At 36.9% G+C, this 15,872-nt stretch carries 13 protein-coding genes, 2 pseudogenes and 2 other annotated features; of the genes and pseudogenes, 10 read left to right on the forward strand and 5 right to left on the reverse strand.

From position 1 onward, the window contains the following. Positions 1-64: 64 nt before the first annotated feature. Complete coding sequence (gene msrA / locus MHH42_RS08920; RefSeq protein ID WP_001291855.1) at positions 65-601, reverse strand: peptide-methionine (S)-S-oxide reductase MsrA; 537 nt, start codon at positions 599-601, stop codon at positions 65-67. A gap of 90 nt (positions 602-691) precedes the next feature. Then, on the reverse strand, positions 692-1,450 hold the full coding sequence (locus MHH42_RS08925) for an SDR family oxidoreductase (protein ID WP_000911812.1): 759 nt from the start codon (positions 1,448-1,450) through the stop codon (positions 692-694). Positions 1,451-1,708: 258 nt separating this feature from the next. Further along, positions 1,709-1,954 (forward strand) — a binding site (T-box leader). Between the two features lie 68 nt (positions 1,955-2,022). Beyond that, positions 2,023-2,262, forward strand: a binding site (T-box leader). A 151-nt stretch (positions 2,263-2,413) separates the two neighbouring features. On the opposite strand from MHH42_RS08925, the gene ilvE reads away from it, so the two are divergent. The 6 genes from ilvE to ilvA are packed head-to-tail and all read left to right on the forward strand — an operon-like array spanning position 2,414 to position 9,302. Continuing rightward, on the forward strand, positions 2,414-3,313 hold the full coding sequence (ilvE, locus tag MHH42_RS08930; RefSeq protein ID WP_000528146.1) for a branched-chain-amino-acid transaminase: 900 nt from the start codon (positions 2,414-2,416) through the stop codon (positions 3,311-3,313). 22 nt (positions 3,314-3,335) lie between these two features. Beyond that, positions 3,336-5,051 carry an acetolactate synthase large subunit gene (gene ilvB, locus MHH42_RS08935; protein WP_340893177.1) on the forward strand — a complete coding sequence of 572 codons (1,716 nt, stop codon included), beginning with the start codon at positions 3,336-3,338 and terminating at the stop codon, positions 5,049-5,051. Continuing rightward, the gene (locus MHH42_RS08940) at positions 5,048-5,260 is read left to right on the forward strand and encodes an ACT domain-containing protein (RefSeq protein WP_000019908.1); all 213 of its coding nucleotides are present in this window, start codon (positions 5,048-5,050) and stop codon (positions 5,258-5,260) included. Before ilvB ends, MHH42_RS08940 begins: the two co-directional genes overlap by 4 nt. A gap of 14 nt (positions 5,261-5,274) precedes the next feature. Continuing rightward, positions 5,275-6,288, forward strand: a complete 1,014-nt coding sequence (ilvC, locus tag MHH42_RS08945) for a ketol-acid reductoisomerase (protein ID WP_000861155.1) — start codon at positions 5,275-5,277, stop codon at positions 6,286-6,288. A gap of 46 nt (positions 6,289-6,334) precedes the next feature. Next, complete coding sequence (gene ilvD, locus MHH42_RS08950) at positions 6,335-8,008, forward strand: dihydroxy-acid dehydratase (RefSeq protein ID WP_001255831.1); 1,674 nt, start codon at positions 6,335-6,337, stop codon at positions 8,006-8,008. A 31-nt stretch (positions 8,009-8,039) separates the two neighbouring features. Then, positions 8,040-9,302, forward strand: a complete 1,263-nt coding sequence (ilvA, locus tag MHH42_RS08955; RefSeq protein WP_000250553.1) for a threonine ammonia-lyase IlvA — start codon at positions 8,040-8,042, stop codon at positions 9,300-9,302. A gap of 63 nt (positions 9,303-9,365) precedes the next feature. On the opposite strand, the pseudogene MHH42_RS08960 reads toward ilvA, so the two are convergent. Both MHH42_RS08960 and MHH42_RS08965 read right to left on the reverse strand, forming a co-directional pair. Further along, a pseudogene (locus tag MHH42_RS08960) lies at positions 9,366-9,573 on the reverse strand (hypothetical protein). Positions 9,574-9,625: 52 nt separating this feature from the next. After that, on the reverse strand, positions 9,626-10,729 hold the full coding sequence (locus tag MHH42_RS08965; protein ID WP_000854523.1) for a CapA family protein: 1,104 nt from the start codon (positions 10,727-10,729) through the stop codon (positions 9,626-9,628). A gap of 228 nt (positions 10,730-10,957) precedes the next feature. Here MHH42_RS08965 and MHH42_RS08970 point away from each other — a divergent pair, with 228 nt between their 5' ends. From MHH42_RS08970 to MHH42_RS08980, 3 genes and pseudogenes are all read left to right on the forward strand, one after another. Beyond that, positions 10,958-11,674 carry a DUF554 domain-containing protein gene (locus tag MHH42_RS08970; protein WP_000236014.1) on the forward strand — a complete coding sequence of 239 codons (717 nt, stop codon included), beginning with the start codon at positions 10,958-10,960 and terminating at the stop codon, positions 11,672-11,674. A gap of 18 nt (positions 11,675-11,692) precedes the next feature. Continuing rightward, a pseudogene (locus MHH42_RS08975) lies at positions 11,693-12,544 on the forward strand (GNAT family N-acetyltransferase). A 167-nt stretch (positions 12,545-12,711) separates the two neighbouring features. Next, positions 12,712-13,926 (forward strand): multidrug efflux MFS transporter, encoded by a 1,215-nt coding sequence (locus tag MHH42_RS08980; RefSeq protein ID WP_016108160.1) that lies wholly within the window; start codon positions 12,712-12,714, stop codon positions 13,924-13,926. 55 nt (positions 13,927-13,981) lie between these two features. Here the strand turns inward: MHH42_RS08980 and MHH42_RS08985 are convergent, their stop codons facing one another. Beyond that, positions 13,982-14,743 (reverse strand): DODA-type extradiol aromatic ring-opening family dioxygenase, encoded by a 762-nt coding sequence (locus MHH42_RS08985; protein WP_033668486.1) that lies wholly within the window; start codon positions 14,741-14,743, stop codon positions 13,982-13,984. 202 nt (positions 14,744-14,945) lie between these two features. On the opposite strand from MHH42_RS08985, the gene MHH42_RS08990 reads away from it, so the two are divergent. Beyond that, positions 14,946-15,869, forward strand: coding sequence for an alpha/beta fold hydrolase (locus MHH42_RS08990; protein ID WP_001102577.1), 924 nt, complete (start codon positions 14,946-14,948; stop codon positions 15,867-15,869). The last annotated feature ends 3 nt before the right edge of the window (positions 15,870-15,872 follow it).

Consider the following 15,872-nt stretch of genomic DNA (forward strand, 5'->3'; position numbering starts at 1 on the left):
GTATGGTACCTGTTTCAAAGATAAAAATGCATCGTACTTGTAAAGAAAGCACGATGCATTTTTATTATTTTTTTTGCCAATTTTCTTTAATAAAATCTTCACGACCAGATTCCTTTTGCTCAGTAGCATATTTCTCTGGGTTCTTTTTATAGAAATGTTGGTGGTATTCCTCTGCTTCGTAAAAAGGTGCAGCAGGACGAATTTCAGTCACGATTGGATCTTTAAACATACCGTTTTCTGCAAGAGCTTGTTTTGATTTTTCAGCAAGCGCTTTTTGTGTTTCGTTATGATAAAAAATAGCGGTACGATAAGATGGACCACGGTCAAAAAATTGTCCGCCATCATCAGTTGGATCGATTTGTGGCCAATATAAGTCTAGTAATTTCTGATAAGGAAAAATAGAAGGATCGAATGTAATTTGAACAACTTCTAAATGTCCAGATGTTCCAGCTTTTACTTGTTCATATGCTGGATTTTCTATATGACCTCCTGCATAGCCAGAAAGCACTTTATGAATACCTGGAAGTTCATCAAATGGTTTTACCATGCACCAAAAGCAACCGCCTGCGAAGGTTGCGAGTTCGTATGTTTTTTCGGACATTACTGTAATCCTCCTAAATGTATATATTTTATATAGTATTATATAAATTGTTTTATTGCGCAATAAAAAAGATTTGAAAATATATGTTTTTTATAAACAAGATCCTCCGCTCACATCAATTAATTGTCCAGTAACCCAGCGGCTGTCTGGAGAAGCGAGAAATGCAGCAGTATCGGCAATGTCTTCTACTTCACCTAAGCGATTGAAAGCGGAAATAGTAGTAGCGTACTGCTTCATCATCGGGTCGCTCAAGAGTTCTGCATTCATATCTGTTTTAATAAATCCTGGAAGTATTGCATTCACCGTTATTCCTCGTGCTCCAAGCTGTTTTGCTAGTGTAAAAGTCATTGTATTAATAGCGCCTTTCGTCATACTATATGCAACGAAATCAGGTAAAGAAATGCGGGTCGCAGCGGATGAAATATTAATAATTCGGCTATTGTCACGTAAACGTGGCAGTGCTTGTTGAATGATAAAGAATGGTGCTTTTGCATTTACTGAAACAATTCTATCAAAAAATTGTTCAGTCGTTTCTTCAATAAAAGCACCAGGACCAATGCCGGCATTGTTTATTAAAATATCAAATTGTGTTTCACCAGTGCACTTTTGTAATTCAGTATCTAAAGCGTTATAAAGGTTTTCTACACCGTGTAAGGATTCTAAATTTGCGCCGATAGAAAAAGCTTGGCCACCATTTGATCGAATTTCATGAACAGTTTCTTCAGCGTCATCTTTTCGATTACCGTAATGAACAGCAACCAATGCACCGTCATTTGCTAAACGTTTAGCAATAGCACGTCCAATTCCTCGGCTTGCTCCTGTAACTAACGCTACTTTTCCTTTTAACATATTATTCTCATCTCCCCATAAATTTTATATGTTTGTCAGTAGTTTTTCTTTATGTAGTAATGCGAACATACTTAAGTAATATATGAGTATGTGTAAGAAGTTCATTCCGATTTTGTTTTGAGAAAAAATAAATAGATTTCTAGTAAATAGAATGAATTTTATTTTTTTCTAAAAAACATGTTGACAATGAAAAGAACCGCGTCCTATAATACGTGTAACAAATAAAAGTTAATTAAGAATTTTCTAACTTTATATGTTGTATATGCAAAGAAGAGGAAAGTAGATGATTATGATCGTTTCAGAGAGCTACTCCTAGGCTGTGAGAGTAGTAGCAATCGAATCATTGAAGATCACCTCGGAGCATCGCTTGCGAAAGGGAAACTGAGTAGAGGGCGGCGGCATCGTCTCCGGTAAAAGGACGGGGGTCTGATTGGACCTACAGAGCTTATATTTCGCGAGAAGTATAAGGAAGCTGAGTGGTAACGCGAAACTCTCGCCTCAGCAATCAAAGCTACTAAGTTGTAGTAGTTGATTGCTGAGGCGAGAGTTTTTCTTTTATAAAAATAGAATAAAAGAATGCGTGGAAGAGGAGAGTAAATGATATAGATTGTTTCAGAGAGCTGCCCCAAGGCTGTGAGGGTAGTAACAATCGAATCATTGAAGATCACCTCGGAGCACTACTTTTGAAAACTAGTAAAAAGTAGCGGAATTGTTTCCGATAGAAAAACAAAAGTCTAATTGGACTTGCAAAGCTTATATTTCGTGAGAAGTGTAAGGAAGCTGAGTGGTACCACGATTCCCTCGTCTCAGCAATGGATTGCTACAAGTATGTACGTAATCGATTGTTGAGATGAGTATATTTTTAAGATTTATATACTGAATATTCTGTTAAAATACTTATCTCAGCAATCGATGTAGAAATAGATTGCAAAAATAGAGAGAAAAAAAGAGGAGCGATGTGAGATGGGTAACCAGTACATTTATATGAATGGGGAATTTGTAGAAAAAGAAAAGGCAGTTGTTTCAGTATATGATCACGGTTTTTTATATGGAGACGGTGTATTTGAAGGGATTCGTAGTTACGGAGGAAATGTATTTTGTCTAAAAGAACATGTGAAACGATTATATGAATCGGCGAAATCTATTTTACTGACGATTCCAATGCCGGTAGAAGAAATGGAAGAAGCCGTTTTACAGACACTTCAAAAAAATGAATACGCTGATGCCTACATTAGATTAATTGTTTCAAGAGGAAAAGGGGATTTAGGGCTTGACCCGAGGAGTTGCGTGAAACCGAGCGTAATTATTATTGCAGAACAATTAAAGTTATTCCCTCAGGAATTTTATGATAATGGACTAAGCGTTGTATCTGTAGCATCAAGACGTAATACGCCAGATGCATTAGATCCACGTATTAAGTCAATGAACTATTTAAATAATGTACTTGTAAAAATTGAAGCAGCGCAAGCAGGCGTACTCGAGGCGCTTATGCTTAACCAACAAGGATATGTTTGTGAAGGGTCTGGAGATAATGTTTTCATTGTGAAAGATGGAAAAGTGCTAACACCTCCTTCGTATTTAGGGGCGCTAGAAGGTATTACGAGAAATAGTGTTATCGAGTTATGTGAGCGTCTTAATATCTCGTGTGAGGAAAGGCCATTTACTCGCCATGACGTATATGTAGCAGATGAAGTGTTTTTAACAGGAACGGCAGCAGAGTTAATTCCAGTTGTAAAAGTTGATTCTAGAGAAATTGGAGATGGGAAACCAGGAAGTGTAACGAAACGATTAACTGAAGAGTTTAAAAAATTGACGAGAGAAAGAGGAGTACGTGTTCCAGGACTGGCGGAAAGTTTAGCGTAGAAAGGGAGAGGAGTTAATCGAAATGGAGGAACAGTATACAACATGTGAGAAATTACAGTGCGAAGAAGTGACAGGTGCCGGACACGTTATTCAATGCTTGAAAAAATTAGGTGTAACGACTGTTTTCGGTTATCCGGGCGGAGCGATTTTGCCAGTATACGATGCGTTATATGGAAGTGGATTGAAGCACGTTTTAACTCGTCATGAGCAAGCTGCCATTCATGCGGCTGAAGGGTATGCGAGAGCTTCTGGAAAGGTCGGGGTAGTCTTTGCTACCTCTGGGCCAGGAGCGACGAATTTAGTTACGGGCTTAGCAGATGCTTATATGGATTCGATTCCTTTAGTTGTTATTACAGGGCAAGTTGCAAAATCTCTCATCGGAAAAGACGGATTTCAAGAAGCAGATGTTGTCGGGATTACAGTACCTGTTACGAAGCATAATTACCAAGTTCGTGATGTGAATCATTTATCACGTACTGTACAAGAAGCTTTTTACATCGCCGAAAGCGGGCGACCAGGACCAGTATTAATTGATATTCCAAAAGATGTTCAAAATGAAAAGGTAACAAGTTTTTATAATGAAGTAATTGAGATTCCAGGATACAAAATAGAGCCTATGCCAGACAGTAGGAAGCTTAGAGAAGTGGCTAAAGAAATTTCAAAAGCTAAACGCCCACTTCTATATATTGGAGGAGGCGTCATTCATTCAGGTGGATCTGAAGAACTCATCAAGTTTGCGAGGGAGAACCGTATTCCTGTCGTTTCCACTTTAATGGGACTTGGTGCATATCCGCCGGGAGATTCATTATTTTTAAGAATGCTCGGCATGCATGGAACGTATGCTGCAAACATGGCAGTCACTGAATGTGATCTACTACTTGCTTTAGGTGTTCGCTTTGATGATCGTGTAACAGGAAAATTAGAACTCTTTTCTCCGCATTCGAAAAAGGTACATATTGATATAGATCCTTCGGAGTTCCATAAAAATGTAACTGTGGAATATCCGATTGTTGGAGATGTGAAAAAAGCGTTACACATGTTGTTGCATATGCCAATTCGTACACAAACAAATGAATGGCTTACGAAAATAGAGGAATGGAAGGAGGAATATCCTCTTTCCTACAATCAAAAAGAAGGTGAGTTAAAACCACAGCATGTTATTAGTCTAGTAAGTGAATTAACGAACGGTGAAGCGATTGTTACGACAGAAGTAGGACAGCATCAAATGTGGGCTGCACATTTTTATAAAGCGAAAAACCCACGGACTTTTCTAACATCTGGCGGACTAGGAACGATGGGGTTTGGTTTCCCGGCGGCAGTTGGTGCTCAGCTTGCGAAAGAAGAAGAACTCGTCATTTGTATTGCAGGCGATGCTTCTTTTCAAATGAACATTCAAGAATTACAAACAATTGCTGAAAATAACATCCCTGTAAAAGTATTTATTATAAATAACAAATTTTTAGGGATGGTAAGGCAATGGCAAGAAATGTTTTATGAAAATCGTTTGTCAGAATCAAAAATTGGATCGCCAGACTTTGTGAAAGTCGCAGAAGCTTATGGAGTGAAAGGATTAAGAGCGAAAAATTCAACCGAGGCGAAACAAGTGATGTTAGAAGCATTTGCTCATGAAGGTCCTGTCGTAGTTGATTTTTGTGTAGAAGAAGGTGAAAACGTATTTCCGATGGTTCCGCCAAACAAAGGGAATAATGAAATGATGATGAAGAGGTGGGAAGAATGAGTCATACTTTTTCACTAGTTATCCATAACGACCCAAACGTCTTATTACGCATAAGTGGAATTTTTGCTCGGCGTGGTTATTATATTTCTTCATTAAATTTAAATGAAAATGAAATGGAGTTAACAACAGTTTGTACAGAACAAGAAGCAACATTACTCATCAGTCAGCTGAAAAAATTAATCAATGTACTACAAGTAAACAAATTATAAGGAGTGTATGGAATATGAAAACGTATTATGAGCAAGATGCAAAAGTAGAGTTATTACAAGGGAAGACAGTTGCGGTAGTCGGATATGGATCTCAAGGTCATGCCCAAGCACAAAATTTACGTGATTCTGGTGTGGAAGTTGTAGTTGGTGTTCGTCCTGGTAAGTCATATGAAGTAGCGAAAGCTGATGGGTTTGAAGTAATGTCCGTTTCAGAAGCGGTTCGAACCGCACAAGTTGTACAAATGTTATTGCCGGATGAACAACAAGCACATGTTTATAAAACAGAAGTAGAAGAGAATCTTCGTGAAGGACAAATGTTACTTTTCTCACATGGATTTAATATTCACTTCGGACAAATTAATCCGCCAAGTTACGTAGACGTAGCGATGGTCGCACCAAAAAGCCCAGGTCATCTCGTTCGCCGTGTATTCCAAGAAGGAAATGGTGTTCCGGCATTAGTTGCAGTGCATCAAGATGCAACCGGCACGGCATTACATGTAGCTCTTGCATATGCAAAAGGTGTAGGTTGTACACGTGCAGGTGTAATTGAAACGACATTCCAGGAAGAAACAGAGACAGACTTATTCGGTGAGCAAGCTGTGCTTTGCGGCGGAGTAACTGCACTTGTAAAAGCTGGTTTTGAAACGTTAACGGAAGGCGGATATCGTCCTGAAATTGCATACTTTGAATGTTTGCATGAATTAAAGTTAATTGTTGATTTAATGTACGAAGGTGGATTAACGAACATGCGCCATTCTATTTCAGATACGGCAGAGTTTGGAGATTATGTAACAGGATCAAGAATTGTTACAGATGAAACGAAGAAAGAGATGAAACGAGTACTTACAGAAATTCAGCAAGGTGAATTCGCGAAAAAATGGATTTTAGAAAACCAAGCAGGTCGTCCAACATACAACGCGATGAAAAAAGCAGAACAAAATCATCAGTTAGAAAAAGTAGGAACAGAGCTTCGTGAAATGATGAGCTGGATTAAGGAACCAGAAAAGAAAACGTTAGTAAAGAAATAGATTAAGAGAATATAAGTGAAAAATACGTAAGAGGGGATTTGACAAGATGAGAAGCGACATGATTAAAAAAGGTTTTGATAAAGCGCCACATCGTAGTTTATTAAAAGCAACTGGTTTGAAAGATGAGGATTTTGATAAGCCGTTTATTGCGATTTGTAATTCTTTTATTGAAATTATTCCAGGGCATAAGCACTTGAACGAGTTTGGGAAACTTGTAAAAGAAGCCGTTCGTGCAGCAGGTATGGTACCATTCGAATTCAATACAATTGGAGTAGACGATGGTATTGCGATGGGACATATCGGTATGCGTTATTCGCTTCCGAGTCGTGAAATTATTGCAGATTCAGTAGAAACGGTTGTAAATGCACATTGGTTTGACGGCATGATTTGTATCCCAAACTGTGACAAAATTACACCAGGTATGATGATGGCATCTCTTCGTATTAACATTCCGACTGTGTTTGTTTCAGGTGGACCGATGGCAGCTGGGAAAACATCTAAGGGGGAAGTTGTTGACCTTAGTTCTGTTTTTGAAGGGGTAGGAGCTTATCAATCTGGGAAAATTTCAGAAGAAGAATTAAAAGATATTGAAGATCATGGCTGTCCATCTTGTGGCTCTTGTTCCGGCATGTTTACAGCGAACTCTATGAACTGTTTATGTGAAGTATTAGGTTTAGCCCTTCCTGGAAACGGTAGTATTTTAGCAATTGATCCAAGACGTGAAGAGTTAATTAAACAAGCAGCAGAGAAACTGAAAATTTTAATTGAAAGAGATATTAAGCCGCGTGATATTGTAACAGAAGAAGCAATTGACGATGCTTTTGCACTTGATATGGCGATGGGTGGATCAACGAATACAGTATTACACACGCTAGCACTCGCACAAGAGGCAGGGCTAGATTATGATATGAGCCGTATTGATGCTGTTTCAAGACGTGTACCGCATTTATGTAAAGTAAGTCCAGCTTCTAACTGGCATATGGAAGATATTGATCGAGCGGGCGGAATTAGTGCAATCTTGAAAGAGATGAGCAGAAAAGAAGGGGTACTTCATTTAGACCGTATTACGGCTACTGGGCAAACATTAAGAGAAAACATTGCTCATGCAGAGATTAAAGATAAGGAAGTGATTCATTCTCTTGAAAACCCTCATAGTGAAGAGGGGGGCTTACGTATTTTAAAAGGAAATCTAGCGAAAGATGGAGCGGTTATTAAAAGCGGGGCAACCGAAGTAAAACGATTTGAAGGACCTTGCGTTATTTTTAATTCACAAGATGAGGCATTGGCTGGCATTATGCTTGGGAAAGTGAAAAAAGGAGATGTAGTTGTCATTCGTTATGAAGGGCCAAGAGGCGGACCGGGTATGCCTGAAATGTTAGCACCAACATCAGCAATCGCTGGAATGGGATTAGGTGCTGAGGTTGCATTATTAACGGACGGACGTTTCTCTGGAGCTTCACGTGGCATTTCGGTAGGGCATATTTCACCAGAAGCAGCTGCGGGTGGAACAATCGCACTACTTGAACAAGGGGATATTGTATGTATTGATGTTGAGGAACGCTTGCTAGAAGTAAGAGTGAGTGATGAGGAATTAGAAAAACGTAAAAAAGAATGGAAACGACCAGAACCGAAAGTGAAAACGGGCTGGCTTGGACGATATTCTCAGATGGTAACATCGGCGAATACAGGTGCAGTTTTAAAGGTGCCGAATTTTGATTGAGTCAAAATAAAAGAGATAAGGATGATAGAAAATGGTGCAAAATGTGAAGGAGAGAGTGAAGATTGAAGATATCCTTATGGCTCATAACTGTATGAAGGATATCGTCATGAAAACGCCCTTGCAACGTGATAAGGTTTTATCTGAAAAATACGAATGTGAGGTGTATATTAAACGAGAAGATTTGCAAGTAATTCGGTCTTTCAAAATTCGCGGTGCATACAATTTAATTCAAAGTTTGTCGAAAGAACAATTACAAAATGGTGTTGTTTGTGCAAGTGCTGGCAATCACGCACAAGGAGTTGCGTATACGTGTAATTTATTAAATATTCCATCGAAAATCTTTATGCCAACAACGACACCAAAACAGAAAGTATCACAAGTTCAATTTTTTGGTGGTAGCTTTGCAGAAATCATGTTAGTTGGTGATACATTTGATGGTGCTTTTCAAGAAGCGCAGCGCTATTGTGAGGAAAATAGGATGACATTTGTGCATCCGTTTGATGATCCGTATGTAATTGCAGGGCAAGGAACAGTAGCTGTTGAAATTATGCACGATATGGATAAGGCAGTTGATTATCTCTTTACAGCAATTGGCGGCGGTGGGTTAGCATCGGGTGTAGGTACATATGTGAAAGGTGTTAGTCCAGCTACAAAGGTAATTGGTGTAGAGCCGATGGGGGCTGCATCTATGAAAGAGGCTTTCCTTCAAAACGAAAATGTAGCATTAGAGAAAATAGATAGTTTTGTTGATGGAGCAGCTGTCAAAAAAGTAGGGAAGTTAACATTTGAAACTTGTAAAGATGTCATTGATGACATTGTTTTAGTACCAGAGGGAAAGGTTTGTACGACGATTTTAGAACTGTATAAGAAAAATGCAATTGTAGCTGAACCGGCTGGTGCACTCTCTATTGCAGCACTTGATTTATACAGGGATGAAATAAAAGGTAAAACAGTTGTATGTACGCTAAGTGGTGGAAATAATGATATTGATAGAATGCAAGAAATGAAAGAACGTTCTCTCATTTACGAAGGGTTAAAGCATTATTTCATCATTGAATTTCCGCAGCGTTCAGGTGCGCTAAGAGAATTTCTTGATAAAGGATTAGGACCAGAAGATGACATTACGCGCTTTGAGTATATTAAGAAACATAATAAAGAAAATGGTCCAGCGCTGGTCGGGGTAGAATTAAAACATAAAGAAGATTATGAGCAATTAATTACTCGTTTTAAAGAAAATAATATTCAATTTGTGGAGCTTAATAAAAATCCTGTTTTGTTTGATTTGCTTATTTAGTAAAAAAAATAAAAAAAGATAGATACAAGCAAGGAAAATGCTACTTGTTCTATCTTTTTATAGTTAAACGAAATACTCTCCAAATTCATGAAGGAGAAAGCTAGTTAACCAAAAATATATCGCGATACGAATGATTATGTACAATGAAAATTCAAAGGGAGAAAGTTTTCTTTCTCCCTTTATTTTTTTAGTAGTCTAACAGAAAAAAGGAGCATAAAAGCAGGATTGCTATAAATATTCTAAAAACGTTTTCTAACAAGTCTTTCAGTATGTCTATCAACTATTCTGTAGTATTTGTTACAGAGAAATAGATTTCGTGCTGTTTAGTTACGTGTGTTTATTATTTTTCCAGTACTATCAATTTCTACATCAGTTGAAACCGTTTGTAAATATTGTAGAGCTTTTTTCTTTTCTTCTTCATTTACTGGGGAAACTTGGTTATTACGAATGATGTAAGGGTTAAATGACATTTGGACATCCTTTCCTTTAAAAGTTAAAGTTAAGACGCCAGTTTCTGCACTTTTTCCATTCACATAACTCGGGAACAAAAAGTTACCTAATGAGTATGCAATAGGAACTTTATTATAATACTCAAACCCTTGTAACCAATGCGGGTGACTTCCGACAATAGCGTCAGCACCTGCTTCAACCATTTTAGGTACATATTGTTTTTGGTATTCTACTGGACGATTTGATTTTTCAACGCCCCAATGCATATAGACGATTAAATAGTCTGCATCTTGTTTTTGCTCCTTAATTGTTTTAGTTACAAGATTTAAATCATATCCGTTCGCAACGCCAGGTTTATTGTCACCAGCTACCCAATTAGAATCAGGCATAAATCGAACGAAGGAAAGAAATTTGAACTTTTTCCCTTTTACGGTCATTTCTCGTGCAGTATATGCATCTTTTGCATTTTTTCCGGCCCCGATGTAAGGGAACTTTAATTTTTCTACGTGAGAGATAGTGTCTAATAATCCATCTTGCCCATAATCAAGTGTATGGTTATTCCCAATATTTACGATGTCATATCCAGTGTTTTTAATGGCTTGTAGTGTAGATGGATCACTTTTAATCCAAAACAATTGCCCAGGTGCTTTCTTTTCTCTCGTTGTAAAGGCCGACTCTAAATTAACAAAGGAAATATCTGCTTTTGTTATTTCTTCTTTTACATGTTGGAATGGATAATCAGCCCCGTTTTTTTCGATAATAGGACGTAATTGCCAATCGAACATTGTATCACCAGAGAAAGTGAGTGTAATTTCCGGGTCTTCTATTTTCTTTTTGCTTTTTGTAACTGTTTTACTAGATTTGCTTTGCAAATCGGGTTTGTCTTTCGCTTTTGAAATAAAAGAGTAGTTGATTAATACAACAATTGGTGTAATACAAAAGGCTATTAACAGAAATCGTTTTAGTAAAGTTTTCATATATACCTTCCTTTTGAGTTTATCCCGTTATTGAAAACTTCCGCATTTAGATTAAAATGAATCCACTAAAGGTAGTTATTGAAATATGTATAGTTACAAAAAAACGGGTTATAGTAGTGAAATTCATTTGTTAATATTCTCAATATTAAGTTAACATATAGATAACTTGTAAATCAATGTGTAAACCAAAATATAGAAATAAAGAATTCGAAAGGTGAAGAATGAGAAATGGTTATATTAGGGGCAGTTGTAAATGGCATTTGTATTATATTCGGTACTTTACTTGGTAAATTATTTAGTAAGATTCCAGAAAGTATGAAGGGAACAATTATGCATGCAATCGGTTTAGCGGTAACTGTACTTGGCCTTCAAATGGCATTAAAAAGTGAAAACTTTCTTGTTGTGATTCTAAGTTTAGTTATTGGTACTGTAATTGGGGAATGGTTACAATTAGAAGAAAAGTTAAAACTGTTAGGAGATTGGTTAGAAAATAAAGTTGGATCGAAGGGGAAAGGGAGTATATCAGAAGGGTTTGTAACAGCGACGCTTATTTTTGCAATTGGCGCGATGGGGATACTTGGTGCATTGGACAGTGGAATTCGCGAAAATCATAATATTTTATTCACAAAGGCGATTATCGATGGATTCATTTCGATTATATTAACGACAACTCTAGGAATCGGCGTAGTATTTTCAGCGATTCCAGTTATTTTATATGAAGGTGCTATTGCCATTTTTGCAACACAGATTAATAGTTTTGTCCCGAAAGAATTAATGAATCAATTTATAGTGGAAATGACAGCTACGGGCGGCATTATGATATTCGCCATTGGATTAAACTTACTTGGATTTATTAAAATTAAAGTAGCGAATTTACTTCCAGGTATATTGGTAGTTGGAATAATTGTTTCAATTATTTATGGTTACGGTTTGTTAGTAAAGTAGTTGAGGATGGAGATACATATGGGGGAATTCCAATTTACAAAACGTGTTCATAAAATACTGGAGATTGCGGCAAAAGAGACTAAATATAATATAATTCAACCAGTTCATCTTTTTATCGGCATGTGTAAAGAAGGTACAGGAGTGTGCGCAGAGTTATATATGTATTTGTTTCGTAAAGTTGGCACGGATTTTTTAGAAGAACTTTCTTTACAAGAACAATATGAAATAGAGTACATAAAAATAGAACAATATAAATTAGCTAATAAAACGCTAGAAATTTTGCAAATAGCGAAGAAACGTATGGAACGTTTTCAGCAAGTATTAATAAATGAAGGACATGTAATATATGCATTATTTCGTTTAGGTACAGTGAGTGAAAAAGTTATAAACAAAGAATTACAAAAAGATGTGTTACGTATTATAGCTGAACCAAGAGATTTAGCGGTTGATTTAAAATACTTTGATCTCATTTATAATAAATTATTTTGTAATGTTAGAAGAGCTAGCTCTTCTGATTTTGAAACATTAGTACGTTTTGTTACGGGGGAATTTGGTGAACGCTGGTTACAGTCGATAGATTATGGATTTCGGACATATAAAGAAAAGGTACCTATTTATATTGCAAAGTAGGGCGAAGCGATAGTAGGTTTCGCTTGTTATGATGTAGTCAGGGGAAAGAAAGGACTATTTGGTCCGATGGGGACAGCGAAACGAAATCGTGTGAAAGGTGTAGGGAAAGAATTGTTGCATCATTGTTTATATAATATGAAGCAAGACGGATATGAATATGCAATTATTGGACAAGCAGGTCCGATTGAGTTTTATGAGAGAAGTTGCAATGCTCGTTTAATACCGCTAGAAGATAATTGACCAACTCCATATAGGGGAGTTGGTTTTATTATGAAAAAAATGTGGAATTTACATGGTTTTTGCTAGGAAATGGCGGCTTTTGTAATGAATATTACGTCTAAATCAAATTACTAAACTTTTTACAAGAAAAGGTGTAGAATGGGTATCGAATGAAAGAAGGTGTGAAAATGGCCAGCTGGAAACGAAATTTAATGATTTGTTGGCTAGGTTGTTTTACCACTGCAGCCGGTATGAGTTTAGTAATTCCTTTTTTATCTTTTTATATTGAGGAGTTAGGAGTGACTGGCACTTCGAGTATTGCACAGTGGTCGGGACTTGCATTTGGTGTAACATTTTTAATGGGTGCGATTGTATCACCAATATGGGGAAAGCTTGGTGATATACATGGACGGAAATTGATGCTTATACGTGCTAGCCTTGGTATGGCGGTTATTATGACGCTTATGGGGTTTGTAACGGATGTGTATCAACTAGTCGCACTTAGATTTTTGATGGGAGCAGTATCTGGTTTCCTTTCAACCGCAATGACATTTATTGCAGCAGAAACTCCGAAAGAGCATTCAGGTTGGGCAATTTCCACAATTTCAACCGGGGGCGTGAGCGGCTCATTACTCGGACCATTACTAGGCGGTTATTTGTCTGAGTTAATTGGAATGCGTCATGTCTTTCTTGTTACAGGAGCTTTCTTATTCCTTTCCTTCCTCATCGTCTTTTTCTTCCTACATGAAGAAAATCACTCTGCTCAAGCAAAAAAGGTACAGCAAAAAAAAGTATGGACGATGGTCCCAGCAAAGCATGTAATTATTAGTTTATTTGTAACAACATTTATTATTCAACTTGCCAATATGTCAATTCAACCTATTATTACATTGTACGTAAAGAATTTGGAAGGACCAGGAACAGATCATATCGAAATGATTGCAGGGGCAGTTATGTCTGCGACAGGATTAGCAGTTATTTTGGCAGCGCCTAAATTAGGAAGATTATCAGATCATATCGGTCCTCAAAAAACATTAGTAGTAGCATTGTTTGCTGCAGGGATTATCTTTATCCCGCAAGCATTTGTAACCTCAGCTTGGCAACTATTAATTCTTCGATTTTTATTAGGTATCGCACAAGCAGGATTATTACCTTCCGTACAAACTCTACTAAAACAACATACGCCAACCCATGTAACGGGACGAATATTTGGATATAATCAGTCGTTTCAGTTTTTAGGAAATATGATTGGTCCAGTGCTTGGGGGGCAAATTGCAGCTCATGCAGGCTTCCAATATGTTTTCTTCTCTACATCATCACTATTATTTATTGCATGCATTTGGGTTTATTTTCATAATAAGAACGAAGAGGTATCAGAGAAACAACATTTGGAAGTTAGTTAACTAAGTGAATGAAATAGAAAAAAGGATGAAGCAATGAATGCTTCATCCTTTTTCTTTAAAATTGAAGGCAAAGATAACTTAATGTACCAAGCTCGTAACTACGGTGAATGACTTTTCCGTCACTTTCACCACTGCCCATAGCGATAAATAAAGGAACAAAATGTTCTGCTCTTGGTACTGCTAATTGTGCATGAGGCGCATTTTTCTCCCAATTAAACAATGCATCTTTATCGTTATTCTGCATATGTTTCATAATCCAATCATCAAATTCAATTGCCCATTTTTCAGGTGTAGTTTGATTCCATTTCAGTGCTCGTAAATTATGAACGGTAACGCCACTCCCGATTACTAAAATATCTTCTTGTCCAAGTCCTTTAAGTGCTTCTCCAATTTCAAATTGTTCTTTTGCAGAAAGGAATGGATTTACTGATATTTGCACGACAGGAATATTTGCTTTTGGATACATGCGGTGCAGGAGTGTCCATGAACCATGATCTAAACCTCTCGTCATATTATGATGGACTGAAATACCTTTGTTCTTAAATTTTGTTTCTAACATAGATGCAATGCTAGAAGAGCCTTTCGCACGATATTTGATTTCGTATAACTCAGGGGGAAAACCTCCAAAATCATAAATTGTTTCGTACTCGTTATCTGATGAGGAAATCGTTAATACTTCACTTTCCCAGTGAGCAGTGAAAATAACAATTGCTTTCGGTTTATATGTTTCTCCAAGTGTTTTTAAAAATCGTGTATAGTCTGTATCTTGAATAGCAAGCATTGGTGAACCATGTGCTAAAAATAGTGATGGCATAATAGAAACCTCCTAAAAATATAATAATTACTTTATGTAAGTAACTATATAATTTTATTGGTTATTCGTCAACATAATAGTTTGATAGCTAATCGGAAAAGTACAGTATTTGTCATAATGAAAGCAATTGCATATAATACATAATAAGAATAATGAACGGATATTCATTATTTTGAGATACATAATAGAGTTGGGGGCTGACGAAATGAACGTACAGGAAAGTTTCGTTACGGCATTGGATGGATCGGAAATTTATTTGCGTAAGTGGTTACCAGAAGGAGATCCGAGAGGAATTATTCAAATTGCACATGGCATGACAGAGCATGCAGGGGTGTATATAGAATTTGTAGATGCTTTATTGGAAGCAGGGTATGGTGTTTATGCGCATGATCATAAAGGACATGGGAAAACAGTAAAAAAAGAAGAAGATTATGGTCATTTTGAACCAAATATAGGGTGGAATCAAGTTGTATCGGATGTTATCTTTGTTTCAGAAAGGATAAAAGAAGAGCAGTCAAGTCCTTTGTTTTTACTAGGACATAGTATGGGTTCTTTTTTATCAAGACGTGCTGTACAACTTAGGGGTGAACTATATGATGGATTTCTGATTTCAGGAACAGGTGGAAATCCAGGGCTTTTAGGGGCTATTGGTCATAAAGTAGCAACAATCGAAATGAAATTGCGTGGGGCAAAAACGAAAAGTCCAGTGCTAAACTTTTTATCTTTCGGAAACTTCAATTCGAACTTTAAGCCAAATCGTACGAAATTTGATTGGTTATCTTCAGATATAAATCAAGTTGATAAATATATCGCGGATCCGTTATGTGGATTCATTTGTACGACGAGTTTTTATAGGGAACTATTTTCTGGTGTATTAGAAGTAAATAAACTAGAAGAATACAAGAAGACGCCAAAACATCTTCCAATACATATATTCTCTGGTGATCGTGATCCTGTTGGAGATATGGGAAAAGGTGTAAAAGAAGTTTATGAAAACTATAAAAAATGTGGTGTGAAAGATGTTACACTACGTTTATATGAAAATGGAAGACATGAAATGTTCCATGAAGTGAATAGAGATGAAGTGTTTAAAGATTTAATTTCTTGGTTAGATGCGCATAATAAATGAGAA

This window comes from Bacillus sp. FSL L8-0099 (genome assembly GCF_038006385.1).
GTDB classification, from domain to species: Bacteria; Bacillota; Bacilli; order Bacillales; family Bacillaceae_G; genus Bacillus_A; species Bacillus_A toyonensis.

Bases quoted from the DNA above. Each gene is read 5' to 3' on its own strand.
- msrA (WP_001291855.1), bottom strand. From the start codon at position 601: ATGTCCGAAAAAACATACGAACTCGCAACCTTCGCAGGCGGTTGCTTT.
- MHH42_RS08925 (WP_000911812.1), bottom strand. From the start codon at position 1,450: ATGTTAAAAGGAAAAGTAGCGTTAGTTACAGGAGCAAGCCGAGGAATT.
- ilvE (WP_000528146.1), top strand. From the start codon at position 2,414: ATGGGTAACCAGTACATTTATATGAATGGGGAATTTGTAGAAAAAGAA.
- ilvB (WP_340893177.1), top strand. From the start codon at position 3,336: ATGGAGGAACAGTATACAACATGTGAGAAATTACAGTGCGAAGAAGTG.
- MHH42_RS08940 (WP_000019908.1), top strand. From the start codon at position 5,048: ATGAGTCATACTTTTTCACTAGTTATCCATAACGACCCAAACGTCTTA.
- ilvC (WP_000861155.1), top strand. From the start codon at position 5,275: ATGAAAACGTATTATGAGCAAGATGCAAAAGTAGAGTTATTACAAGGG.
- ilvD (WP_001255831.1), top strand. From the start codon at position 6,335: ATGAGAAGCGACATGATTAAAAAAGGTTTTGATAAAGCGCCACATCGT.
- ilvA (WP_000250553.1), top strand. From the start codon at position 8,040: ATGGTGCAAAATGTGAAGGAGAGAGTGAAGATTGAAGATATCCTTATG.
- MHH42_RS08965 (WP_000854523.1), bottom strand. From the start codon at position 10,729: ATGAAAACTTTACTAAAACGATTTCTGTTAATAGCCTTTTGTATTACA.
- MHH42_RS08970 (WP_000236014.1), top strand. From the start codon at position 10,958: ATGGTTATATTAGGGGCAGTTGTAAATGGCATTTGTATTATATTCGGT.
- MHH42_RS08980 (WP_016108160.1), top strand. From the start codon at position 12,712: ATGGCCAGCTGGAAACGAAATTTAATGATTTGTTGGCTAGGTTGTTTT.
- MHH42_RS08990 (WP_001102577.1), top strand. From the start codon at position 14,946: ATGAACGTACAGGAAAGTTTCGTTACGGCATTGGATGGATCGGAAATT.